Origin of the sequence: Methylobrevis pamukkalensis (genome assembly GCF_001720135.1) — a bacterium.
Classification (GTDB): domain Bacteria; phylum Pseudomonadota; class Alphaproteobacteria; order Rhizobiales; family Pleomorphomonadaceae; genus Methylobrevis; species Methylobrevis pamukkalensis.
The window spans coordinates 1-21,232 of sequence record NZ_MCRJ01000079.1; the positions used below are offsets into that span (position 1 = coordinate 1).

A 21,232-nucleotide genomic window follows, 5' to 3' on the forward strand; every position below is an offset into this window, starting at 1 on the left:
TATGACCGAAGTGTTGGCGTCACCCAGATTGGTATTGTCCCAGGTCACCGTGACCGTGTCGCCGATCCGGTAGGCGCCGCCCGTCCCCGTCGCACCGCTCAGCGCGATGTTCGCCGCCGTCAGCACCGGCGGGACAAGGCCCGTGAAAGCCGTCTTGTAGATTCCGGTACCGTCGGCGTCCGCAGACGTCCAGACGATGATGGAGGTTCCATCCTCCCGCAGGACAACTTCCGGCTTCTGCTGCGAACCGTCCGTCGTCGTGTTGACGAGATGTTCGCCGCCGTCGGTCGTGCCGTCGGCATTGTATTTCTGCGCATAGATGCCGTAGTTGCTGCCGTCCTGCACGTTGGATTGCCAGGTAACGACGAAGTCGCCGTCAGAATCCATGGACACTGCAGGATTGGTCTGTTGGTTGGCTGTGTAGGTGCTGACCTGGAACTCGCTGCCCTGCGCCACACCGGCTGCATTGTAGCGCTGCCCGTAGATGCCATTGACGTCGCCATCCTGGCCAAAAGACTCCCAGACGATCACGAAGTTTCCGGCATCGTCCACGGCGACGGCGGGATCCGTTTGATTGCTGGAGGTAAAGGTGTTGACCTGGAATTCGGCGCCTTGCGCCTCGCCCGCGGCGTTGTAGCGCTGCGCAAAGATACCGCTGCTGCTTCCATCCTGCCCGGTGGATGACCAGGCGATGACGAAGTCGCCATCGGCCTCCATCGCGGCGCTTGCGAGTCCTTGCGTGCTGGTCGTGTAAGTGTTGACCTGAAACTCGGAACCCTGAGCCACGCCGCTGGCATCGTAGCGCTGGGCATAGACGCCATAGCCGTTGCCGTCCTGCCCGCTCGATCCCCAGCTGACGACAAAATTGCCGTCATCGTCCATGGCGACAGTCGACAGCGACTGCGCATTGGTGGTGTAGGTGTTGACCCGGAATTCGCTGCCAGCCGGGGTGCCGTCCGCGGCGAAGCGCTGCCCATAAATTCCGAAGCCACTGCCGTCCTGGCCACTGGAATCCCATGTGACGACAAAGGTGCCGTCCGACGCCATGGCAACGCGCGGTGAAGTCTGGCTGTTGGTGGTGTAGGTATTGACCACGAACTCGTTGCCGATCGGTGTCCCGTCGGCGCTGTAGAGCTGGCCGTAGATGCCGGAGCCGGAACCGTCCTGTCCGGAGGACGCCCAGACGACGACATAGTTGCCATCGGCGTCGGCCGCCACGGCGGCGGCGTCCTGCGAACCGGTCGTGAAGGTGTTGACGAGTGTGTCGGCCATAGATGCGTGCCCCGGCATGATGATGGGTGTCAGGTGGAAGGGATCCCGGAGCCGGCAACCACCATGGTGCTGCCTGTCCGCTGCAGAGCGCCTGCAGGGAACTCAGTCACGGAAACCGGATGCCAAGCTGTTTTCGGCGGCTGCACGGTCATGTAACCGGCATGATCGCGCCCTGCGGCTCACGTGCGGAGCCAGCCTGCGACACATCACGGGAAGGAAGACACGGGACCATCGCAGCGCTGCCCTGGAACGCCTGAAGACGGTCCAGTTCTATGCGCGATGTCTGAAATAAGGGTTAGTCTGTTCACCGAGGCGCGACGCAGCGGCACAAGAGCCTTCGCATCGACACCATGCCTGCCCCTCGTCGCCTCTCCGGCGACAGCCGGCAGCCGAGCCCCGCCGGGGACGGATTGCAACGTCGACCGGGATCGCGGCAGTCAGGCCGCCAGCAGGTCCGCAAGCGCGCGCGCGACGACCTCAGTCGCGGCCTTGAGATCGGCAAGCTGCAGATGCTCGTCGGACGAATGCGCGTTGGCGTCGAGGATCGAGCGCGGGCCGGCGCCATAGAGGATCGTCGGAATGCCGGCCGCCGCATAGTGGCGGGCGTCGGTGTAGAGCGGCACGCCGGTGGGACCGACCTCCGTGCCGAGCACCGCCGAAGCATGGCGGCTGAAGACGTCGACCAATTTGTCGACCCCCTCCACGGGACGCAGCGGTTCGGCCAGCATGATGCGCCGGCACTCGACCTCCAGCCCCTCGATCTTCGGCACCGCCGTCTCGATCAGGTCGATCAGCGCCGTCTCGACGTCGCTGCCGTTTTCTTCCGGAATCAGCCGGCGATCGAGCCGCATCGCGATCCGGTCGGGCACGACATTGGTGTTGATGCCGCCGGAAATCAGCCCGACCGTGAGCTTCGGCGAACCGATGCCCGGCTCGGCGCTGTGGATGGTGCCCAACCGCAGCCGTTCCGAATAGAGCGCAGCAAGAATCGGCGTCGCCGCTTCCAGCGCGTCGACCCCGGATTCGGGCATCGCCGCATGCGCCTGCTGGCCGCGCACGACCACCTCCAGGTGCAGGCAGCCGTTGTGCGCGGTGACGACGGCATAGGAAAAGCCGGCCGAGATTGCCAGATCCGGCTTCGATATCTCGTGTTCGAGCAGCCATTTCGGCCCGACGAAGCCGCCGGCTTCCTCGTCCCAGGTGAAATGCAGTTCGACCGTGCCGTCGAGCGGCAAACCGCTCGCGACCAGCGCCTTCAGGGCATAGGCATAGGTGGCAAAATCGGACTTCGACACGGCGACGCCGCGTCCGAAGATCGCCCCGCCCCGCACTTCCGCCCCGTAGGGATCGGAACTCCAGCCCTCGCCCGGCGGCACCACGTCGCCGTGGGCGTTGAGGGCGATCACCGGGCCGCGGCCCTCGCCGAACACATGGCGCACCACCAGATTGACGACGCTGCGCATGCCGTTCTGGATCACGAACGGCTCTGGCACCGGATGGCGCTCCACGCGGAACCCCATGTTCTCCAGCAGTTCGGCGGTGGCTTCCGCAGTTCCGGCGCAGTCGCCCGGCGGATTGTCGCTCGGCATCTGCACCAGCGCCCGCAGGAAGGCGACCTCCGCGTCGAAGTCCGCCTCGATCAGCGCTTTCATGACCGCTCTCCATCCTCGTCGCGGGCCAGCGCCAGGATGGCGCCGATCAGGGCCTCGACCGCAAGGCCCATGTCCGCCGGCTCCGCGAACTCCAGCGGGTTGTGGCTGATGCCCCGGCGGCAGCGGACGAACAGCATGCCGACACCGGTCAGATGATGGATGGCGTGGCCGTCGTGGCCGGCCCCGGAGGTGAGCCGCAGCACGCGCTGGCCGAGCGCATCGATACCCGCGGCGAAGGCCGCCTGCAACTGCGGGGCACAGGGCGTGGTCGGACTCTCGTGATAGCCCTCCAGCAGGAAGGCCACATGACGGCGCTCGCCGATCTCGCGTGCCCGGGCCCGGATCTCCGCGATGGCGGCCAGACGCGGCGCATCGCTGGCGGCGCGGATGTCGAGGCTGAAGTCGACCCGCGCCGGAATCACGTTGACGGCGCCCGGCGTGACCGCAAGCTGGCCGACGGTGGCAACCAGGCTGTCGTCGCGCCCGGCCCGGGCGATCCGCTCGATCTCGCCCATGATCTCGGCAGCCGCCGCCAGCGCGTCGCGGCGAAGGTTCATCGGCGCCGTGCCGGCATGGCCCGCCTCACCGAGCACGATGCCCTTGAACCGGCTCTGGCCGGCGATGGAGGTGACGACGCCGAGCGGCAGCTTCTCGTGCTCCAGCACCGGCCCCTGCTCGATGTGAACCTCCAGATAGCCGAGGATTTCGTCCGGATCGCAGGCGGCATCGGGGATGGCGTCCGGGTCGCAGCCGAAGGCAACCAGCGCCTCGCGCAGGCTGACACCTGCCGCGTCGCGCCGGTCGAGAAAGGCGGGGTTGAAGGCGCCGGCGACCGCCGAGGAGGAGGCGAGCGTCGTCGGAAAGCGCACGCCCTCCTCGTCGCCGAAGGCGAGCACCTCGATCCCGAAGGGCAGCGACACCCGGCGGCGGCGCAATTCGTCGACCGCGAGAATGCCGGCGACGACACCGAAGTTGCCGTCATAGGCCCCGCCGTCGGTCACCGTGTCGATGTGGGAGCCGATCAGCAGGCGCTTGCCCGACGACGGGCCCGCGCGCCGCGCCTCCTGCCGTCCGCGCACCGTGCCGAGCGCGTCGAGCGAGACGGCAAGGCCCGCCGCGCGCATCCAGTCGCCGACGAGATCGGTGGCACGGCGATGTGCCGGAGAAAGGTAATGACGGGTGATGCGGCCCGGCTCGTCGGTGAGGGTCGCGAGGCTGGAAATGAGGCGCTGCGCCCGTTCTCCAAGCGTCACGGCATCGGAGGGCGGCAGCGTTTCGTAATGGGGAGTGCTCACGGCAGGACGCGATCTTCTATTCGGAACCGGAAGATGCGGCCGATCTGGGTCAGCGCCGTCAGCAGTTCCAGGCCAGGGTCATTGTGAACACGCTGGCCAAACTCCGCAAGGATGGTGTCCTTGGACGCGCCCTTCACCGCGAGGATGAAGGGAAAGCCAAAGCGCTTGCGATAGCGCGTGTTGAGATCCTGAAAACGCGAAAACTCCTCCGGCGTCAACTGGCTCAATCCGGCACCGGCCTGCTCGCGCCGCGAATCCTCCGCGATCTCGCCCGCGATGGCCGCCTTGCCGGCGAGGTCCGGATGGGCGCGGATCAGGCCGATCTTCTCGGCCTCGGGCGCCACCTCGACAGCGTTGATGAAGGCAAGGATCATCGCATCCCGGTCCGGATAGGGACGGGACAACTCGGCCAGTTCTGCAACCCAGGGGGAATGCTCCGCAACATCCTCGAAGCGGGCCAGGAAGTCGGCTCGCGGCAACCTGTTTACAACCGATATGGGCACCGCCCCATTCATTGACCCGCAATCCATGCACCGAGAATGTGGCGTTCATCTTCGGTCATGCCGGTCTCGTTGCCAAGGGGCATGGCTTCGGATTTGACCGCCTGCATGTCGACGAGCGCGGCATAGCGGCGGACATCCTCAAGCGATTCCAGCATGATTCCCTTTGGCGCTTCCGTGAATCCTTCATGGGTCGGCGTTGCGGCATGGCAGGCGACGCAGTGCGTCCGGACGATCGCCGTCACGTCCGCGTCGGCCACCGCACGGCCCGCCATGGCCGGATCGACGCGCGGCGCGGTCATCAGGATCGCGATCACGAGGGCGATTGCGGCGATGGGCAGCGTCCAGGAAATCTCGCGGAAGTGGTCGCCCCCCTCGTGCCGGTTGATGAAGTGGCGGACCATCGCACCGATGACGAGGATCAGCGCCACCAGCAGCCAGGAATGCGGATGGCCGGTCAGCAGCGGGTAGTGGTTGCTGACCATCATCACCAGCACCGGCAGGGTCAGGTAGTTGTTGTGCACCGACCGCTGCTTGCCGATCTTGCCGTATTTCGGGTCGGCCGCCTCACCCTTGAGCAGCGACGCGACGATCTTGCGCTGGTTCGGCACGATGATCATGAACACGTTGCAGGCCATGATCGTGCCGACCAGTGCGCCCACATGGATGAAGGCGCCGCGCCCGGAATAGACGTTTGTCAGCATGTAGCTGGCCGCGACGATGCCGAGGAACACGACGATCGCCAGCAGCGCCGTGTTCTGGCCGATCCGCGACCGGCAGACGCGGTCATAGAGGAACCAGCCGCCGCCCATGGTGAGCAGCGAGATCAGGATCGCCTCGCCCGGACGCAGATCCAGCACCGACTTGTCGATGAGATAGGCCGAGGCGTTGAAGTAATACTGGGTGAGCAGCAGGCCGAATCCGGTGACCCAGGTGAGGTAGGCGTCCCACTTGAACCATTGCAGGTCCTCGGGCAGCGCCTCGGGGGCAACCGTATACTTTTCGACCTGATAGAAGCCGCCGCCGTGAACCTGCCAGGCCGTGCCGAACACGCCCGGGTTCATCTTCTCGCGGGCGCGCAGCGAGAGATCGAGGGCGATGAAGTAGAAGGAGGTTCCGATCCAGGTGATGCCGACGACGAGATGGGCCCAGCGCAGGAGAATGTTCAGCCAGTCGGCGATGAATGCGGACATCGGGTCTCCTGTCGGGTCGGTCGGGCTGAAAGGTCCGCGAAGGTCGTGACGGCGGGCGTGCCCCGGTCCGGTCGCAAAACTCCCCCGCGGCGGGCCGCGAGGGAGAAGCATCATCCGTGCCGGAGACGGATCACTGCGGCAGCTTGTCGTCGATGCCCTTGACGTACCAGTTCATGCCGAGGAGATCGCCGTCCGGGGCGACCACGCCGGCGGCATAACGCTCCTTGCCGTCCTGGTCGAAGATCGGGCCGGTGAAGGGGTGGAATTCGCCGGACGCGATCTTCGCCTCGGTTTCCTCGGCCAGCTTCTTCGTTTCGTCCGACATGTTGGCGTAGTCCGCCATCACGACTTCCTTGTCCTTGATGCCGGCCCAGGTGTCGGTCGAGGTCCAGGTGCCGTCGAGCACCGCCTGCACGCTCTTGACGTAATAGGGACCCCAGTCGTCGACGATCGAGGTCATCTGCGCCTTGGGCGCGAACTTCATCATGTCGGACGACTGGCCGAAGCCCTTGAGGCCGCGCTCTTCGGCAATCTGCAGCGGCGCGGTGGAATCGGTGTGCTGGACGATGATGTCGGCGCTGGTCGAACAGCGCCTTGGCGGCGTCGGCTTCCTTGCCCGGGTCGAACCAGGTGTTGACCCAGACGATCTTGACCTTGAAGTCCGGGTTGATGCTCTGGGCACCCAGCATGAAGGCGTTGATGCCCATCACCACTTCCGGGATCGGGAAGGAAACGATGTAGCCGGCAAGGCCCGCCTTGGATTCCTTGGCCGCGATCTGGCCGAGGATGTAGCGGCCCTCGTAGAAGCGGGCGTTGTAGATCGCCACGTTGTCGGCCTTCTTGAAGCCGGTCGCGTGGGCGAACTTCACGTCCGGGAACTTCTTGGCGACCTTGATGGTCGGATCCATGAAGCCGAAGGAGGTGGTGTAGATGATGCCGCAGCCTTCGCGGGCGAAGCGCTCGATGGCGCGCTCGGCGTCCGGACCTTCCGGCACGTTCTCCAGATAGGCGGTCTCGACCTTGTCGCCGAGTTCCTTCTCGACCTGAAGCCGGCCCTGGTCGTGCTGGTAGGAGTAGCCGAAGTCGCCGATCGGGCCGACGTAGACCCAGCAGGCCTTGAGCTTGTCGGCGGCCGAAGCGCCCGAGGCGCCGAGGGCCAGCGCCAGCGCGGTGCCGGCGAGGAGGAGGACCTTCTTCATGCTTTCACACTCCCGAAATGTGCGGCGCGTCCACCCGGACGCTCGCCGCAGGATGAGACCGGAGACGGCCGCACCCCGGCCTCCTCCGATGCGCCGCGCAGCGAAGTGCGCGCGGCAGGCATTCCATGTCGGCCGCCGCGCTCAGCGGTCCGGCACGAAGGGCACGCCGAGGCAGGCCGGCGTGTTGAACCGCGTCTTGCGCCGGTTGCCGGAAATGGCCACCAGCACGACGACGGTCGCGAGATAGGGCAGCATCGCCAGATACTGCGACGGCAGGCCGATGCCGAGCGCCTGCGCATGGAACTGCAGCACCGTGACCGCGCCGAACAGGTAGGCGCCGAGCGCCGCGCGCCACGGCAGCCACGAGGCGAACACCACCAGCGCCAGCGCCACCCAGCCGCGGCCGGCGGTCATGTTCTCCACCCACAGCGGCGTGTAGGCGACCGAGAGATAGGCGCCGCCAAGGCCGGCGCAGGCGCCGCCGAAGATCACCGCCAGATAGCGCACGCCGATCACCGAATAGCCGAGCGCATGGGCCGAGCCGTGGTTGTCGCCGATGGCCCGCAGCACGAGGCCTGCGCGGCTGCGGAACAGGAACCAACTGACCGCTGCGACCAGCACGAAGGAGAAGTAGACCATCGCGTCCTGCCCGAACAGGATCGGGCCGACGAAGGGCAGATCGGTGAGGCCGGGGATCGACAGGCTCGGCAGCTTGATGCCCGGCTGGCCGACGTAGCTTTCGCCGATCAGCCCCGAAAGCCCGAGGCCGAACATGGTGAGCGCAAGGCCCGAAGCCACCTGGTTGGCCACCAGCGTCAGCGTCACGAAGGCGAAGACGAGGCTGGTGGCCGCGCCCGCCAGCATGCCGACCGCCATGCCGAACAGCGGGCTGCCGGTGGTGATCGCGCCGGCGAAGCCGCCGACGGCGCCCATCACCATCATGCCCTCGACGCCGAGGTTGAGGACGCCGGAGCGCTCGGCGACGAGTTCGCCGGTGGCGGCCAGCAGCAGCGGGGTCGCCGCCGTGATCACCGTGAGGATGATGGCCTCAAGCACGGGCGGTCTCCCGGGAACTGCGGCCGCCGACGAGGCGGATGCGATAGAGGATCAGCGTGTCGCAGGCGAGCACGTAGAACAGCAGCATGCCCTGCAGCACGGTCGCCACCTTGGACGAGATCTGCATCGTGGTCTGGATCGCCTCGCCGCCGAGGTAGGAGATCGCGATGACGATGCCGGCGACCAGAATGCCGAGCGGATTGAGCCGGCCGAGGAAGGCGACGATGATTGCAGTGAAGCCGTAGCCCGGCGAGATCGACGGCTGGAGCTTCTGGATCTCGGCCATCACCACCATCATGCCCGCCAGCCCGGCGAGCGCGCCGGAGAGCGCAAAGGTGAAGAGCGTCATCCGCCGCGCCGAGAAGCCGGCGAAGGCGCCGGCGCGCGGGCTCTGGCCGATCACCCGGATCTCGAAGCCCTTGAGGGTCATGCGCAGCAGCACGGTGAAGGCGAGCACCGCGATCACCGCCGCCAGCGTCGAGAAATTCAGGTAGACGCCGCCGATGTCGTAGGAGTTGAGCACGGCCGCGGAATTGAAGTCGACCGTGATCGGGAAATTGTAGCCGGTCGGGCTGCGCCAGGGGCCGCGCACCAGCCAGTCGAGAAACAGGGTCGCGCAGTAGACCAGCATCAGGCTGGTGAGGATCTCGCTGGTGCCGAAGCGCACCTTGAGCGCCGCCGGGATCGTCGCATAGGCCGCCCCGCCGGCGGCCGCCATCAGCAGCACCATCGGAAACACGACCCAGTGGTCGAACTCGGGAGCAAGCACCGGCAGGATCGACCCGGCGATCGCGCCCATGGTCAGCTGGCCCTCGGCACCGATGTTCCAGTTGTTGGAGAGATAGCAGAAGGAGAGACCAAGGGCGATCAGCACCAGCGGGGTCGCCTTGATCGCCAGTTGTTCGAGGCCCCAGAGCGAGGACAAGGGATCGAGGAAGAACAGGTAGATGCCCTGGAGCGGGTCCTTCCCCTGCAAGGCGAAGACGATGCCGGCGGTGATGACCGTGAGGCCGACCGCGATCACCGGCGAGAGCAGCATCATCTTGCGGCTCATCTCCGGCCGCTTGACGAGTTCCAGACGCATCAGCCCTCCCCCCTCTTCTCGGCGCCGCCGGCCATCAGCAGGCCGATCCGCTCGCGCGTCATCGCCGCCGCCGGCTCGGCCGCCGAGAGGTACCCGCGCGAGATCACCGCGATGCGGTCGGCGATCTCGAAGATCTCGTCGAGGTCCTGGCTGATCACCAGCACCGCCGAGCCGGCACGGGCGAGATCGATCAGCGACTGCCGGATCACGGCGGCCGCCCCGGCGTCGACGCCCCAGGTCGGCTGCGAGACGACCAGCACGCCGGGGACGCGGTCGACCTCGCGGCCCACCACGAACTTCTGCAGATTGCCGCCGGACAGCGCCCGCGCTTCGGGGTCGGCCACGCCCTTGCGCACGTCGAAGCGGTCGGTGATCAGCCCGACGATCTCGGAAGCGCGCGCAAAGCGCATCAGCCCGCGCGCAACCAGCCCGTCCTTCGTCGAATGCCGGGTCAGGACCACATTGTCGGAGAGCGGCATGCCCGGCACCGCGCCGTGGCCGAGTCGCTCTTCCGGGACAAAGGCCGCCCCCAGCCGGCGGCGGCCGTTGACGCCGGTGTAGCCGACCGGATGGCCATCGATGATCACGGCGCCGTCGGTTGCCGCCGGCTTCTCGCCGGAGATCGCATCGAACAGTTCGCCCTGCCCGTTGCCCGCGACACCGGCGATCGCGATGATCTCGCCGGCGCAGACTTCCAGATCGACATCGTGCAGCGACACGCCGAAGGCGTCGTTCGACGGCAGCGTCAGCCCGACGAGGGCAAGGCGCGGCGGGCCCCGGTCTGACAGGCTGCGATGGACCTCGGCGATTTCGGTGCCGACCATCAGCCGCGCCAGCGAGGCGACGGTCTCGGTGGCCGGGTCGGTCTCGGCGACGATCCGGCCGCGGCGCATCACGGTCGCCCGGTCGCACAGTTCGCGCACCTCCTCGAGGCGGTGCGAGATGTAGAGGATCGCGCAGCCTTCCGAGGCCAGCCGGCGCAGGGTGATGAACAGCTGGTCGGCCTCCTGCGGCGTCAGCACCGAGGTCGGCTCGTCCATGATGATCAGGTCCGGCGACTGCAGCAGGCAGCGCACGATCTCGACCCGCTGGCGGATGCCGACCGGCAGATCCGCAACCCGGTCGTCGGCCTTGAGCGGCAAGCCGTATTCGGCAGAGACCCGCTCGATCGACGCCGAAAGCTCGGCCATCGAGACGCCCTTCGGGCTGGCGAGCGCGATGTTCTCGGCCACCGTCAGCGCATCGAACAGCGAGAAATGCTGGAACACCATGCCGATGCCGAGCTTGCGCGCGGCGGCGGGCGATTCGATCACCACCGGCGCGCCCTTCCAGACGATCTCGCCGGCATTGGGCTGGAGCGCGCCGTAGAGGATCTTCACCAGCGTCGACTTGCCGGCACCGTTCTCGCCCAGAAGCGCATGGATCTCGCCGGGCGCGAGCCGGAGGCTGACATCGTCGTTGGCGACGTTGTCGCCGAAGCGTTTGACGACATGGCGTGCCTCGAGCAGCATCTCGCCGGTCGCGGCCGGTCGCCGCTTCGGCCCCTCGGACATCGTTGTGGTCACATCGCCCCCCGGCATTCCCGTCATCCCGCGATCCGCCTGTCGGTCCGTTCCAGCAAAGCCGCCAGCAGCCGCTCGTCGCGCACGAGCAGGTCGGCCGTGACCGAGGCGGCGATCGCCGCCGGCTCCTTGGAGCGGATGCCGTCGATACCGATCGGGCAGACGAAGCTCTCCGCGCGCGCCGCGTCCATGCCTGCCGCCTTCAGCCGGCTCGTGAAGCGCGCCCGCTTGGTGGCGCTGCCGATCAGGCCGACATAGCCGGCCCGCCCGTCGTCCAGCGCCGCATGCAGGATCGCAAGGTCGAGGGCGTGGTCGTGGGTCATGATCAGCACGAAGGCGCCCGGCGCGGCGGCAGCCAGAACCGCCGCCGGATCGCCGCCCGGCACCGTGACGACGCTGGCCGGCAGAACCCTCGGAAACTGGCCCTCGCGGCCGTCGATCCAGGTCAGCTTGAACATCGGCAGCGTCGCCGTCATCAGCATCAGCGCGCGGCCGACGTGCCCGGCGCCGAACAGCAGGATCTCGCGCTGGCGCTGGCCGAAGCTCTCGGCAAGCCGCCCATCATCGTAAAGCCGGGCATCGTGAAGCCGGGCATCCGCATCCGTGGCGCCGCGCCCGACGATCCGCCGGTTGAGGCCGCCGGATGCGCCCTGCGTCTCGGCAACCGTGGCCACGCCGCCCTCTTCCGCCTGCGCCAGCCGCACGATCTCGTCGCGCCGGGCATGCGAAAATACCTCCACGGCGATGGTCATCACCCCGCCGCAGCACTGGCCGAGTTCGGGTCCGAGCGCGAAGCGGTGGAGAAAGAACGTGTCCGCGCCGGCCTCGGCCGCCGCCCGCGCCTCGGCCAGCGCCTCCCATTCGAAGCGGCCGCCGCCGATGGTGCCGGAAAAGCCGCCGTCGCGGCCGACGACCAGCCGCGTCCCCGTCTCGCGCGGGGTGGAGCCGCGCGTCGCGATCACCGTCACCAGCGCCGCAGCGCCGGTCCGGTCGACAAGTTCGAGGAGGCGCGGAAAGACCCGCATCGGCTCAGACGCCTCCCCGCCGCGTCGCATGCACCGCCTTCATGATCGCCTCGGGGGTGGCCGGCGCATCGAGCGGCGGAATCACGCCGGGCTTGAGGCTGGCGACCGCGTCGAGCACGGCCGAGAACACGCAGGCCGGCAGCATCAGCGGCGGCTCGCCCACGGCCTTGGAGCGGAAGATCGTCTCCTCGCGGTTGCCGGGGCTGTCGAACAGCTTCGTCACGAACTCCTCCGGCACGTCGGAGGCGGTCGGGATCTTGTAGGTCGAGGGCGCGTGGGTGCGCAGGCGGCCCTGCCCGTCGAACACCAGTTCCTCGGTGGTCAGCCAGCCCATGCCCTGCACGAAGCCGCCCTCGATCTGGCCGATGTCGATCGCCGGATTGAGCGACTTGCCGCAGTCGTGGAGGATGTCGACCCGGTCGACCTTCATCTCCCCGGTCATGGTGTCGACCGTCACCTCGGCGCAGGCGGCGCCATAGGCGAAATAGAGGAATGGCCGGCCTTCCGCCTTGTCGCGGTTCCAGTGGATCTTCGGCGTCCTGTAGTAGCCGGCCGCCGAAAGCTGGATCCGGGCGATGAACGCCTTCTTGACGATCTCGCGGAACGGCACCGCGCCATTGCCGATGATCACCTGGCTGTCGCGGAAGTCGATCTTGTCGGCCGGCGTGCCGTACTCCATCGACACGAAGTCGACGAGCCGCGCCTTGATCTCGCGGCAGGCCGCCTGCGCCGCCATGCCGTTGAGATCGGAGCCGGAGGAGGCCGCGGTCGGGGCGGTGTTGGGTACCTTGGCGGTGTTGGTCGCGGTGATCTTCACCTGGTCGATCGGCAGGCCGAATTCCTCGGCCACCACCTGCGCCACCTTGAGGAACAGGCCCTGCCCCATCTCCGTGCCGCCGTGGTTCAGATGGACCGATCCGTCCGTGTAGACGTGGACCAGCGCGCCGGCCTGGTTGAGGTGGATCAGCGTGAAGGAGATGCCGAATTTCACCGGCGTCAGCGCGAGGCCCTTCTTCAGGATCCGGCTTTTGGCGTTGAAGCTGCGCACCGCCGTGCGGCGCTTCCAGTAGTTCGACGAGGCTTCCAGTTCGCCCACCAGCTCGGCGAGGATGTTGTCCTCGACCTTCTGGCCGTAGGGCGTCACGTCGCGGCCCGGGCCGTAGAAGTTGCGCTTGCGCACCTCCAGCGGATCAAGGCCGATCGAGATCGCGATGGAATCGATGATGCGCTCGGCGGCGATCACCCCGTGCGGCCCGCCGAAGCCGCGGAAGGCGGTGTTCGAGCAGGTGTTGGTCTTGAGCCGCTGCGAGCGGATCGACACGTTCGGATAGAAATAGGCGTTGTCGGCGTGAAACATCGTCCGGTCGTTGACGCCGAGCGACAGGTCCGCCGAATAGCCGCAGCGGGACGCAAAATCGAGGTCGACCGCGAGGATGCGCCCCTCGCCGTCATAGGCGACGTCGAAGCTGGCGACCTGATCGTGGCGCTTGCCGGTCATGATCATGTCGTCGTCGCGGTCGAGCCGCATCTTGCACGGCCGGCCGGTCACCCGCGCCGCCAGCGCGGCCAGCGCCGCCCACTGGTTGGCCTGGGATTCCTTGCCGCCGAAGCCGCCGCCCATGCGCCGGGTCTCGACCGTCACCGAGGCCTCGGTGACGCCGAGTACCTTGGCGACCGTGTGCTGCACCTCGGTCGGATGCTGGGTCGAGGAGTAGACGGTCATGTCGCCGTCCTCGCCCGGAACGGCCATGGCCACCTGGCCTTCGAGATAGAAATGCTCCTGCCCGCCGACCGCGATCTGGCCGGACAGGCGCCGCTGGGTGTCCTTCAGCGACTTGGCGACGTCACCGCGGCCGAAGCGATACTCCGGCATGATATGGCTGTCGGCCGCCAGCGCGTCGGCGACCGTGACCAGCGGCGTGCCGGGCACCACCTCGAAGCGGGCGAGCCGCGCGGCCTTGCGCGCCGCCTCGCGGGTCGTCGCGACCACGCAGAACACCACCTGGCCCCAGAACAGCACCTCGCCGTCGGCGAGCATCGGATCGTCACCGAAGGAGGAGCTGACGTCGTTGATTCCCGGCACGTCGTCCTTGGTGAGCACGGCAACGACGCCGGGCACCGCCCGGACCTCGGTGAGGTCGAGGGCGTCGAGACGGGCCTTCGCATAGGTCCGGCACCAGCCGGGCGCCAGATGCAGCGTGCCGACCGGCTCGCGCATGTCGTCGATGTAGACCGCACCGCCGGTGACATGCTTGATCGCGCTGTCATGGCGGATCGGCTGGCGGGCCGTGGCATAGACCTTGTCGTCCACGATGCTGTCAGGCATGGGCGGCCTCTCCCTCTCCGGCCGGCGTCTCGCGGCGGCCGATCACCCGGGTGGTCGCGGTCGGCGCCCCGGCGATCTCCACCAGCGCCTTGGCAAGCAGCGCCCGCGCGGTCTCCAGACGGTAGTGAGCGCTCGCGCGCATGTCGGTCAGCGGCCTGAAATCCTGCGACAGCCCCTCCAGCGCCGGCGCCCAGCTGGCCGCCTTCACCGGTTCGGCGCCGATCAGCCGGCTTTCGGCGAGCACGGCGCGCTTCGGGGTCGCCGCCATGCCGCCGAAGGCGATGCGCGCGTCGGTGATCACGCCGTTCTCCAGCGTGAAGCGGAAGGCACCGAGCACGGCGGAGATGTCCTGGTCGAAGCGCTTGGAGATCTTGTAGGCCCGGAACTGCTGGCCCGGGCCGAGCTTCGGCACCATCAGGCCGGCGACGAACTCGCCGGGCTCGCGGTCCTGCCGGCCGTAGTCGATGAAGAAGCGCTCCAGCGGCAGCGCGCGGCTCTCGTCGCCCTTGCGCAGTTCGACGGTGGAGCCGAGCGCGATCAGCACCGGCGGCGTGTCGCCGATCGGCGAGCCGTTGGCGACATTGCCGCCGACCGTGCCGGCCGAGCGCACCTGCCGCGAGCCGATGCGGCGCATCATCTCGCCGATGTCCGGGTCGATGGCCGCCAGATGGGGCAGCGCATCCTCGAAACTCGCCGTCGCGCCGATCAGCACCGCGTCGCCGATGTCCTCGATGTGGCTCATGCCCAGCACCCGGCCGAGGTGGATCACCTTCGGCAGGTCGCGCATCTGCTTGTTGACCCACAGGCCGACATCGGTCGCGCCGGCCACCAGCGTCGCATCGGGATGCTGCATGTAGAGATCGGCGAGCGCGTCGACGGTGCGAGGGGCGGCGAAGAATCGCTCGCTGTCGCCGACGAAGATGTCCTGCCGGTCGGACAGGAACTCCAGCACGCCCGTGGTCGCGTCCGCCTCGCGGGCAAAGCGGTCGGCCGGCACCCCGCCGCAGGAGGCCTTGGCGGCGTCCGTGATCGGCCGATAGCCGGTGCAGCGGCAGAGGTTGCCGGCCAGCCAGTCGTTGATGGTGCCATGCTCGGCCGGCCGGCCCGCGTGGTAGAGCGTGAACAGGCTCATCACGATGCCGGGCGTGCAGAAGCCGCATTGCGAGCCGTGATGGTCGACCATCGCCGCCTGAACGGGATGAAGCACCCCGTTCTCCGCAAGATCCTCCACGGTCACCACCTCCTTGCCGTCGAGCATGCCGACGAACTGGATGCAGGCGTTGACCGGGCGATACACCATCCGTCCGCCGACCGCGCTGCCGACCGCAACCGTGCAGGCGCCGCAGTCGCCCTCGTTGCAGCCTTCCTTGGTGCCGACGGCCCCCTCACGCAGGCGCAGATAGTCGAGCAGGGTCTCGGTCGGCCCGAAGTCCTCGATCTCGACGATTCGGCCGTTCCTGAAGATCCGGATGGTGTCGCGCATCGCCGTCAGCTCCCGCGGTAGGTCGAATAGCTGTAGGGCGACAGCAGCAGCGGCACGTGGAAATGCTGGCCCGCGTCGGCAATCCCGAAGCGGATCGGCACGATGTCGAGGAAGGGCGGGTCGGAGAGCGGCACGCCCGCGCCCCGGAAATACGCGCCGCACAGGAAGTGCAACTCGTAGATGCCGGCGACGAAGGCCGCCTCTTCGACCAGCGGCGAGATGCGCCCGTCGGCGTCCGTGGTCGCATTCGCGACCACAACCGGACCGGCAGCGTCGATCCGGTAGAGCGTCACGGCGACGCCCGCCGCGGGCTTGCCGGCGACGGCGTCGAGAACATGCGTGGTCAGTCTGCCCAAGTCGTCCCCCTGTCAGGTTCCTGCAAAGCGGTGTCAGGCCACTGTGATGCGATGTCCGGAACGCCGAGGCGAAACCCATCCTGCTCAACATAGTGGCACGATGAACCGGGCATCAAAAGCATGAAATCACGGACGATCCGATGCCGCTTCGGCATCATAACCGGAAAGCAGGCGGGAAAGCTCGTTGACGGCGAAGGCATGAAAGGTTGTGGGCGCCAGTGTGAGCGTCCCCTCGGCCCGGGAGATCACGGCGAACTGGTCGACCGGCAGATCGGCGTCGGCGAGCGGCCGGAACACCAGCGTTCCGGCGGCAAGATCCTGCTCGAGACCGACCAGTGTCTGGAACGCGACCAGCGTGCCGCCGCGCGCCATCGCCTTCATGACGCCGAGCGTGTCGGCTTCCACCGGGGTGCGGATGTCGCCGCCGCGCATCGCCGACGTCGAATCGAGCGCATGGCGCAGCGACAGGCCCCGCGCCGGCAGTGCCAGTGGATAACGCAGGCACTCGGCGAGTCCGACCCGGCGCAGTGCCGCCAGCGGATGCCCGGGCGCCACCACCGCGCCGATTCGCAGGTTGCGCCGGAAGCCGATCGCAAGCGACGCCTCCATGCGCGGATTGAAGGTCAGGCCGACGTCCGCCTCGCCGGCGAGCACCAGCCGCTCCACCTCGTCCGACACCGCCACCGTGACATGGACGTCGATGCCCGGCCAGGCGGCCGAGAAGCGCGTGACGATGCCCGGCAGGATCGCCTCGCCGACGCTTTCCACGCTGGCGATGCGCACCCGGCCGGTGCCGAGCCCGCGCAGCGCGTCGAGGCCGGTGGCCAGCCCCTCCATCTCCCGCAGCACCGCCGCGGTATGACCGAGCAGCAGTTCGCCGGCCGGCGACAGGCGGATGCCGCGGCCGACCCGCTCGAACAGCGTCACCCCCAGCGCCTCCTCCAGCGACAGGATCTGGCGGTTGACCGCCGAGGAGGCAATGTTGAGCTCGCGCGCCGCGCCCCGGAACGAGCCATAGCGCGCCACCGCCGCGAAATAGCGCAGCGACGGGCTGAGAAGATGCCGGATTCTCTCGTCCATGGGGCGATCGGCTCCGCGGCGGTCGCGCGTCAGGGCAGAAGCAGTGTCGATCCGGTCGTCGCCCGCGATTCCAGCGCGCGGTGCGCGGCGCCGGCCTCGCCGAGCGCAAAGGTCTGGTTGACGGCGATGTCGACGATGCTCCGGTCGATCACGTCGAACAGGTCGCCGGCGGTCGCCAGGAGTTCGTCGCGTGTGTTGATGTAGGCATAGAGCGTCGGCCGCGTGGCGTAGAGCGAGCCCTTCTGCGAGAGGATGCCGAGGTTGACGCCTTCCACCGGGCCGGAGGCATTGCCGAAGGACACGAACAGGCCGCGCGGCTTCAGGCAGTCCAGCGAGGCGGGGAACGTGTCGCGGCCGATGGAATCGTAGACGACGTCGCAGCCCTTGCCGCCGGTGATCTCGCGCACGCGCTCGGCGAAATTCTCGGTCCTGTAGTCGATGACGTGATCGTAGCCGTTGCGGAGCGCCAGCGCGCATTTCTCCGGCCCGCCGGCGGTGCCGATCACGGTGGCGCCGAGATGCTGCGCCCACTGGCCGGCAATGAGGCCGACGCCGCCTGCCGCCGCGTGGATCAGGATGGTGTGCCCCTCCTCCACCCTGAAGGTCTGGCGCAGCAGATACTGCGCCGTCATGCCGTTCAGCATCGCGGCGGCGGCCGTGCGCGCATCGATCCCGTCCGGCAGCGGCACGAGCCGCGACGCGGTGACGAGGCGGGCCTCCGCATAGGCGCCGATCGGACCGGCATAGGCCACCCGGTCGCCGGGCTTCACCTCGCTCACGCCCTCGCCCACCGCCTCTACCACGCCCGCGCCCTCGCAGCCGAGCACGAAGGGCAGGCCCGTCGGCGAGGGATAGAGGCCGGTGCGGTGGTAGACGTCGATGAAGTTGACGCCGATTGCCTCGTGGCGCACGAGCGCCTGGCCGGGGCCCGGCGCGCCGACCTCGATCTCGTCGAGGCAGAGGACCTCGGGGCCGCCGTAGGCATGGACACGGATGGCTTTCATGGCAAACCCCTGCTGATTCACGCGAAACGTCGGCTTCAGGCGGTGACTTCCACCCGCGCATCCGCCCGGGCCTGCCGGGCGAGGATCACGGTGAGCAGCGCCACGGGGACGACCGCGAGGAAGGCGACTCTGAGACCGAAGGCCTCGCCGATCAGACCGATCAGGGGCGGCGCGGTCAAGAGAGCCATCATCACCACCAGCGTCAGGCCGGCGACATTCGCCGCCGGGCTGCGGCCGGGCCGCAGGGTCACCACCATCGAGGCGATCGGATAGACCATCGACACGCCGACGCCGGTCAGCATCAGGAACGGCCAGGCGACGAAGGCGCTGGGGCTGAGCGCGATGCCGGTGATGCCGATGACCGTGGCGATGCCCGATCCCAGCACGATGTGCTCGGCGGCGATCCGCGCGCGGATCATGTCGCCGCAGAGCCGCATCGTCGCCTGCGCGCCGGCAAACAGCGCATAGCCGATACCGGCAACGAGCGGCGCGGCCTCCAGATCGCGGCGCAGGAACAGCGTGCTCCAGTCGAACATCGCCCCCTCCGCCACCGTGACGCCGACCGTCATCAGGCAGACGCCGAGGATCGCCCGGCCCGGCAGGGAGAAGGTGGCATGCCCGCCCGCGTCCGCCGCCGCGGCCTCCGGCGGAACCGCAGGGCCGCCCGGAACCACGGCCACCCGGAAAAGGATCCCGGCCGCCAGAATGCCGACGACGCAGATGCCGCCGAGATGCAGCAGCGGCGACACGCCGATCTCGGCCAGAACGCCCGACACCAGCGCGCCGACCACCATGCCGATGCTCCAGAAGCCGTGGCAGCGCGACATGATGTGCACACGGTATCTCTGCTCCGCGCCGGCGGCGGCGACATTCATCGCCACCTCCATCAGCGCGTTGAACAGGCCGAGCACGAACAGCGACAGGGTGAACAGCAGCCATGTCGGCGCACCGCCGATCGCCACCAGCGCAAGAAAACCGCCGAGGGCCCCGATGAGGCTCGCGGCCCGTTCCGAAGCCCGCTCGATCACCCGGCCGACCAGCGGCAGCGCGCAGACGGTGCCGAGCGGCATGGCGAACAGCGCAAGTCCCAGCGTCGCCTTGTCGATGCCAAGGCCGGTCTGGAGATCCGGAATGCGGGTGAGCCAGCTGCTGAGGAGAAAGGCATTGAGGAGAAACGGCAGGCCGAAGCGGACGAACAGGGGCAAGACGGGACACTCGGCAGGCGGCGGGACGGGTCGAAACGTCCCGTCGAAACGGTTCGATCGACCCTGATCGGCGATCTACCACGGATTCGAGTCAAGATGGTGACTTCACCTATGGACCTCGGCGATCGGCCGGCGCGATCATTGCAGCGCACACTTCCGCACTCCGCCGATCTCGATTCGCCCCCGCTGCCCCGGTGAGGCCAGCGCCGCCGTCTCGTCCCTGCCGGCGCTGCGCCGGACGTGCGGACGGGGCGCGACAAGATCGGGGATACAGGATGGACGCCAGGGGCGGATCGGCAGGCCGGCACGGTGCCGCGGACTATGCAAACCTCTTCACGCCGAAGCTCGTCACCTGCCTGCGCGAGGGCTACACGCTGGCCACCTTCCGGGCCGACGCCGTCGCCGGGCTTACCGTGGCCATCGTCGCCCTGCCGCTGGCGATGGCGATCGCGATCGCCTCGGGCGCCACGCCCGAACAGGGGCTCTACACCTCCATCGTCGCCGGCTTCCTGATCTCCATGTTCGGCGGCAGCCGCTACCAGATCGGCGGCCCGACGGCGGCCTTCATCGTCGTCGTCTTCGACGTGATCCAGCGCCACGGCTACGGCGGCCTTGCGCTCGCCACCCTGATGGCCGGCGTGCTGCTGATCATCCTCGGCCTGCTCAGGCTCGGCACCTACATCAAGTACATCCCCTACCCGGTCGTCACCGGCTTCACCGCCGGCATCGCGGTGTCGATCCTCGGCTCGCAGTTCAAGGACATCCTCGGCCTCGAGATCGCCCTGCCCGGCGAGTTCCTGCCGAAGATGGTGGAAATCGGCGGGCATCTCGGCGAGACGATGCCCTCGGCGGTCGCCGTCACCGCCCTTGCCCTCGGGCTCATTCTCGGCCTGAAGCGCTGGAAGCCGCACTGGCCGGGCTTCCTGATCGCGATCACGGTCGCCTCGCTCGCCGCCTTCGTCCTCGACCTCGACATCGCGACGATTGCCTCGCGCTTCGGCGGCGTGCCGCGCACCCTGCCCTCGCCGTCCCTGCCGGAGATCGACTTTTCGCTGATGCGCGAACTGGTGCCGGACGCGCTCACCATCGCGCTGCTGGCCGGCATCGAGTCCCTGCTCTCGGCCGTGGTTGCCGACGGCATGACCGGCCGCCGCCATCGCTCCAACGTCGAACTCGTCGCGCAAGGCATCGCCAACTGCGCCGCGGTGTTCTTCGGTGGCATCTCGGCCACCGGCGCGATCGCCCGCACCGCCACCAACATCCGCGCAGGCGGCCGCACCCCGGTGGCCGGCATGCTGCACGCGGTGTTCCTGCTCGCTTTCATGGGGCTCGCCGCGCCGCTGCTCGGCTACATCCCGCTCGCCGCCCTTGCCGCGATCCTCGTCGTGGTGGCCTGGAACATCTCCGAAGTCCACCACATCCGCCACATCCTCGCCCACGCCACCACCGGCGACCGCTTCGTGCTGGTCGCGACCTTCCTGCTGACGGTGTTCGTCGATCTCACCGTGGCGATCGGCTTCGGCGTCGTCGCGGCGGCAATGCTCTTCGTCCATCGCATGGCCGAGGCGGTGGAGGTGGAGACCCATGCGCGTCTGCTGGAGGAGGACGAGCCCGACGACGAAGGCCTCGGCCCGGACGCCCGCCCCTCCGACGTCGTCGTCTACCGCATCAGCGGCCCGTTCTTCTTCGGCGCCACCCAACGCCTGTCCTCGATCCTCGACCGCATCGGCGACACCCCGCGCCGCTATGTCCTCGACATGACAACCGTCCCCTTCATCGACGCCACCGGCGGCACCGCGCTGGCCAGCTTCTTCGATCTGGCGGCCAAGCGGGGCGCGGAGGTGGTGATCGTCGGTGCAAGGGCGCAGGTAAGGATGGACATCGCCCGCCTGACCCATGGCAGCAGGCTGGTGCCGGGCTATGCGGAGAGCATCGAGGCG

At 68.3% G+C, this 21,232-nt stretch carries 15 protein-coding genes and 2 pseudogenes; 1 reads left to right on the forward strand and 16 read right to left on the reverse strand.

From position 1 onward, the window contains the following. From A6302_RS13405 to A6302_RS13480, 16 genes and pseudogenes are all read right to left on the reverse strand, one after another. Nucleotides 1–1,272: pseudogene (locus A6302_RS13405) on the reverse strand (hypothetical protein); the annotation flags it as partial. A gap of 437 nt (nucleotides 1,273–1,709) precedes the next feature. Continuing rightward, entirely contained in the window at nucleotides 1,710–2,924 is a 1,215-nt protein-coding gene (locus A6302_RS13410; RefSeq protein ID WP_069307452.1) for a M20/M25/M40 family metallo-hydrolase, read from the reverse strand. Continuing rightward, the gene (locus tag A6302_RS13415) at nucleotides 2,921–4,219 is read right to left on the reverse strand and encodes an allantoate amidohydrolase (protein WP_069307453.1); all 1,299 of its coding nucleotides are present in this window, start codon (nucleotides 4,217–4,219) and stop codon (nucleotides 2,921–2,923) included. The genes A6302_RS13410 and A6302_RS13415 overlap by 4 nt, the downstream gene beginning before the upstream one ends. After that, nucleotides 4,216–4,734, reverse strand: a complete 519-nt coding sequence (uraD, locus tag A6302_RS13420; protein WP_083255761.1) for a 2-oxo-4-hydroxy-4-carboxy-5-ureidoimidazoline decarboxylase — start codon at nucleotides 4,732–4,734, stop codon at nucleotides 4,216–4,218. Before uraD ends, A6302_RS13415 begins: the two co-directional genes overlap by 4 nt. Then, nucleotides 4,731–5,912: a urate hydroxylase PuuD gene (locus A6302_RS13425; RefSeq protein WP_069307454.1), complete on the reverse strand. Its 1,182-nt coding sequence runs from the start codon at nucleotides 5,910–5,912 to the stop codon at nucleotides 4,731–4,733. Before A6302_RS13425 ends, uraD begins: the two co-directional genes overlap by 4 nt. A gap of 130 nt (nucleotides 5,913–6,042) precedes the next feature. Continuing rightward, nucleotides 6,043–7,111: pseudogene (locus A6302_RS13430) on the reverse strand (BMP family ABC transporter substrate-binding protein). Nucleotides 7,112–7,252: 141 nt separating this feature from the next. After that, nucleotides 7,253–8,167, reverse strand: coding sequence for an ABC transporter permease (locus A6302_RS13435; RefSeq protein WP_069307455.1), 915 nt, complete (start codon nucleotides 8,165–8,167; stop codon nucleotides 7,253–7,255). Then, entirely contained in the window at nucleotides 8,160–9,251 is a 1,092-nt protein-coding gene (locus tag A6302_RS13440) for an ABC transporter permease (RefSeq protein ID WP_069307456.1), read from the reverse strand. The genes A6302_RS13435 and A6302_RS13440 overlap by 8 nt, the downstream gene beginning before the upstream one ends. Continuing rightward, on the reverse strand, nucleotides 9,251–10,804 hold the full coding sequence (locus tag A6302_RS13445; RefSeq protein ID WP_069307465.1) for an ABC transporter ATP-binding protein: 1,554 nt from the start codon (nucleotides 10,802–10,804) through the stop codon (nucleotides 9,251–9,253). The genes A6302_RS13440 and A6302_RS13445 overlap by 1 nt, the downstream gene beginning before the upstream one ends. Before the next feature lie 32 nt (nucleotides 10,805–10,836). Further along, nucleotides 10,837–11,838 (reverse strand): xanthine dehydrogenase accessory protein XdhC, encoded by a 1,002-nt coding sequence (gene xdhC, locus A6302_RS13450; RefSeq protein WP_069307466.1) that lies wholly within the window; start codon nucleotides 11,836–11,838, stop codon nucleotides 10,837–10,839. Nucleotides 11,839–11,842: 4 nt separating this feature from the next. Continuing rightward, entirely contained in the window at nucleotides 11,843–14,164 is a 2,322-nt protein-coding gene (gene xdhB / locus A6302_RS13455) for a xanthine dehydrogenase molybdopterin binding subunit (protein ID WP_069307457.1), read from the reverse strand. Next, a complete protein-coding gene (gene xdhA / locus A6302_RS13460) occupies nucleotides 14,157–15,647 on the reverse strand; it encodes a xanthine dehydrogenase small subunit (protein ID WP_069307458.1) in 1,491 nt (496 codons plus the stop codon). The genes xdhB and xdhA overlap by 8 nt, the downstream gene beginning before the upstream one ends. 5 nt (nucleotides 15,648–15,652) lie before the next feature. Beyond that, on the reverse strand, nucleotides 15,653–16,003 hold the full coding sequence (gene uraH / locus A6302_RS13465) for a hydroxyisourate hydrolase (RefSeq protein ID WP_069307459.1): 351 nt from the start codon (nucleotides 16,001–16,003) through the stop codon (nucleotides 15,653–15,655). Between the two features lie 126 nt (nucleotides 16,004–16,129). Next, nucleotides 16,130–17,083, reverse strand: coding sequence for a LysR family transcriptional regulator (locus tag A6302_RS13470; RefSeq protein WP_069307460.1), 954 nt, complete (start codon nucleotides 17,081–17,083; stop codon nucleotides 16,130–16,132). 29 nt (nucleotides 17,084–17,112) lie between these two features. Beyond that, a complete protein-coding gene (locus A6302_RS13475; protein WP_069307461.1) occupies nucleotides 17,113–18,087 on the reverse strand; it encodes a quinone oxidoreductase family protein in 975 nt (324 codons plus the stop codon). A 35-nt stretch (nucleotides 18,088–18,122) separates the two neighbouring features. Beyond that, nucleotides 18,123–19,292 carry an MFS transporter gene (locus A6302_RS13480; protein ID WP_069307462.1) on the reverse strand — a complete coding sequence of 390 codons (1,170 nt, stop codon included), beginning with the start codon at nucleotides 19,290–19,292 and terminating at the stop codon, nucleotides 18,123–18,125. 275 nt (nucleotides 19,293–19,567) lie between these two features. Here A6302_RS13480 and A6302_RS13485 point away from each other — a divergent pair. Then, on the forward strand, nucleotides 19,568–21,232 hold a 1,665-nt coding region (locus A6302_RS13485; protein ID WP_069307463.1), incomplete at its 3' end, for a SulP family inorganic anion transporter.

What these genes read in the sequence shown, in the direction of transcription:
- A6302_RS13440 (WP_069307456.1), bottom strand. Translation starts at nt 9,251, where the DNA reads ATGCGTCTGGAACTCGTCAAGCGGCCGGAGATGAGCCGCAAGATGATG.
- A6302_RS13445 (WP_069307465.1), bottom strand. Translation starts at nt 10,804, where the DNA reads ATGTCCGAGGGGCCGAAGCGGCGACCGGCCGCGACCGGCGAGATGCTG.
- A6302_RS13425 (WP_069307454.1), bottom strand. Translation starts at nt 5,912, where the DNA reads ATGTCCGCATTCATCGCCGACTGGCTGAACATTCTCCTGCGCTGGGCC.
- xdhA (WP_069307458.1), bottom strand. Translation starts at nt 15,647, where the DNA reads ATGCGCGACACCATCCGGATCTTCAGGAACGGCCGAATCGTCGAGATC.
- A6302_RS13470 (WP_069307460.1), bottom strand. Translation starts at nt 17,083, where the DNA reads ATGGACGAGAGAATCCGGCATCTTCTCAGCCCGTCGCTGCGCTATTTC.
- uraD (WP_083255761.1), bottom strand. Translation starts at nt 4,734, where the DNA reads ATGAATGGGGCGGTGCCCATATCGGTTGTAAACAGGTTGCCGCGAGCC.
- xdhC (WP_069307466.1), bottom strand. Translation starts at nt 11,838, where the DNA reads ATGCGGGTCTTTCCGCGCCTCCTCGAACTTGTCGACCGGACCGGCGCT.
- xdhB (WP_069307457.1), bottom strand. Translation starts at nt 14,164, where the DNA reads ATGCCTGACAGCATCGTGGACGACAAGGTCTATGCCACGGCCCGCCAG.
- A6302_RS13475 (WP_069307461.1), bottom strand. Translation starts at nt 18,087, where the DNA reads ATGAAAGCCATCCGTGTCCATGCCTACGGCGGCCCCGAGGTCCTCTGC.
- A6302_RS13410 (WP_069307452.1), bottom strand. Translation starts at nt 2,924, where the DNA reads ATGAAAGCGCTGATCGAGGCGGACTTCGACGCGGAGGTCGCCTTCCTG.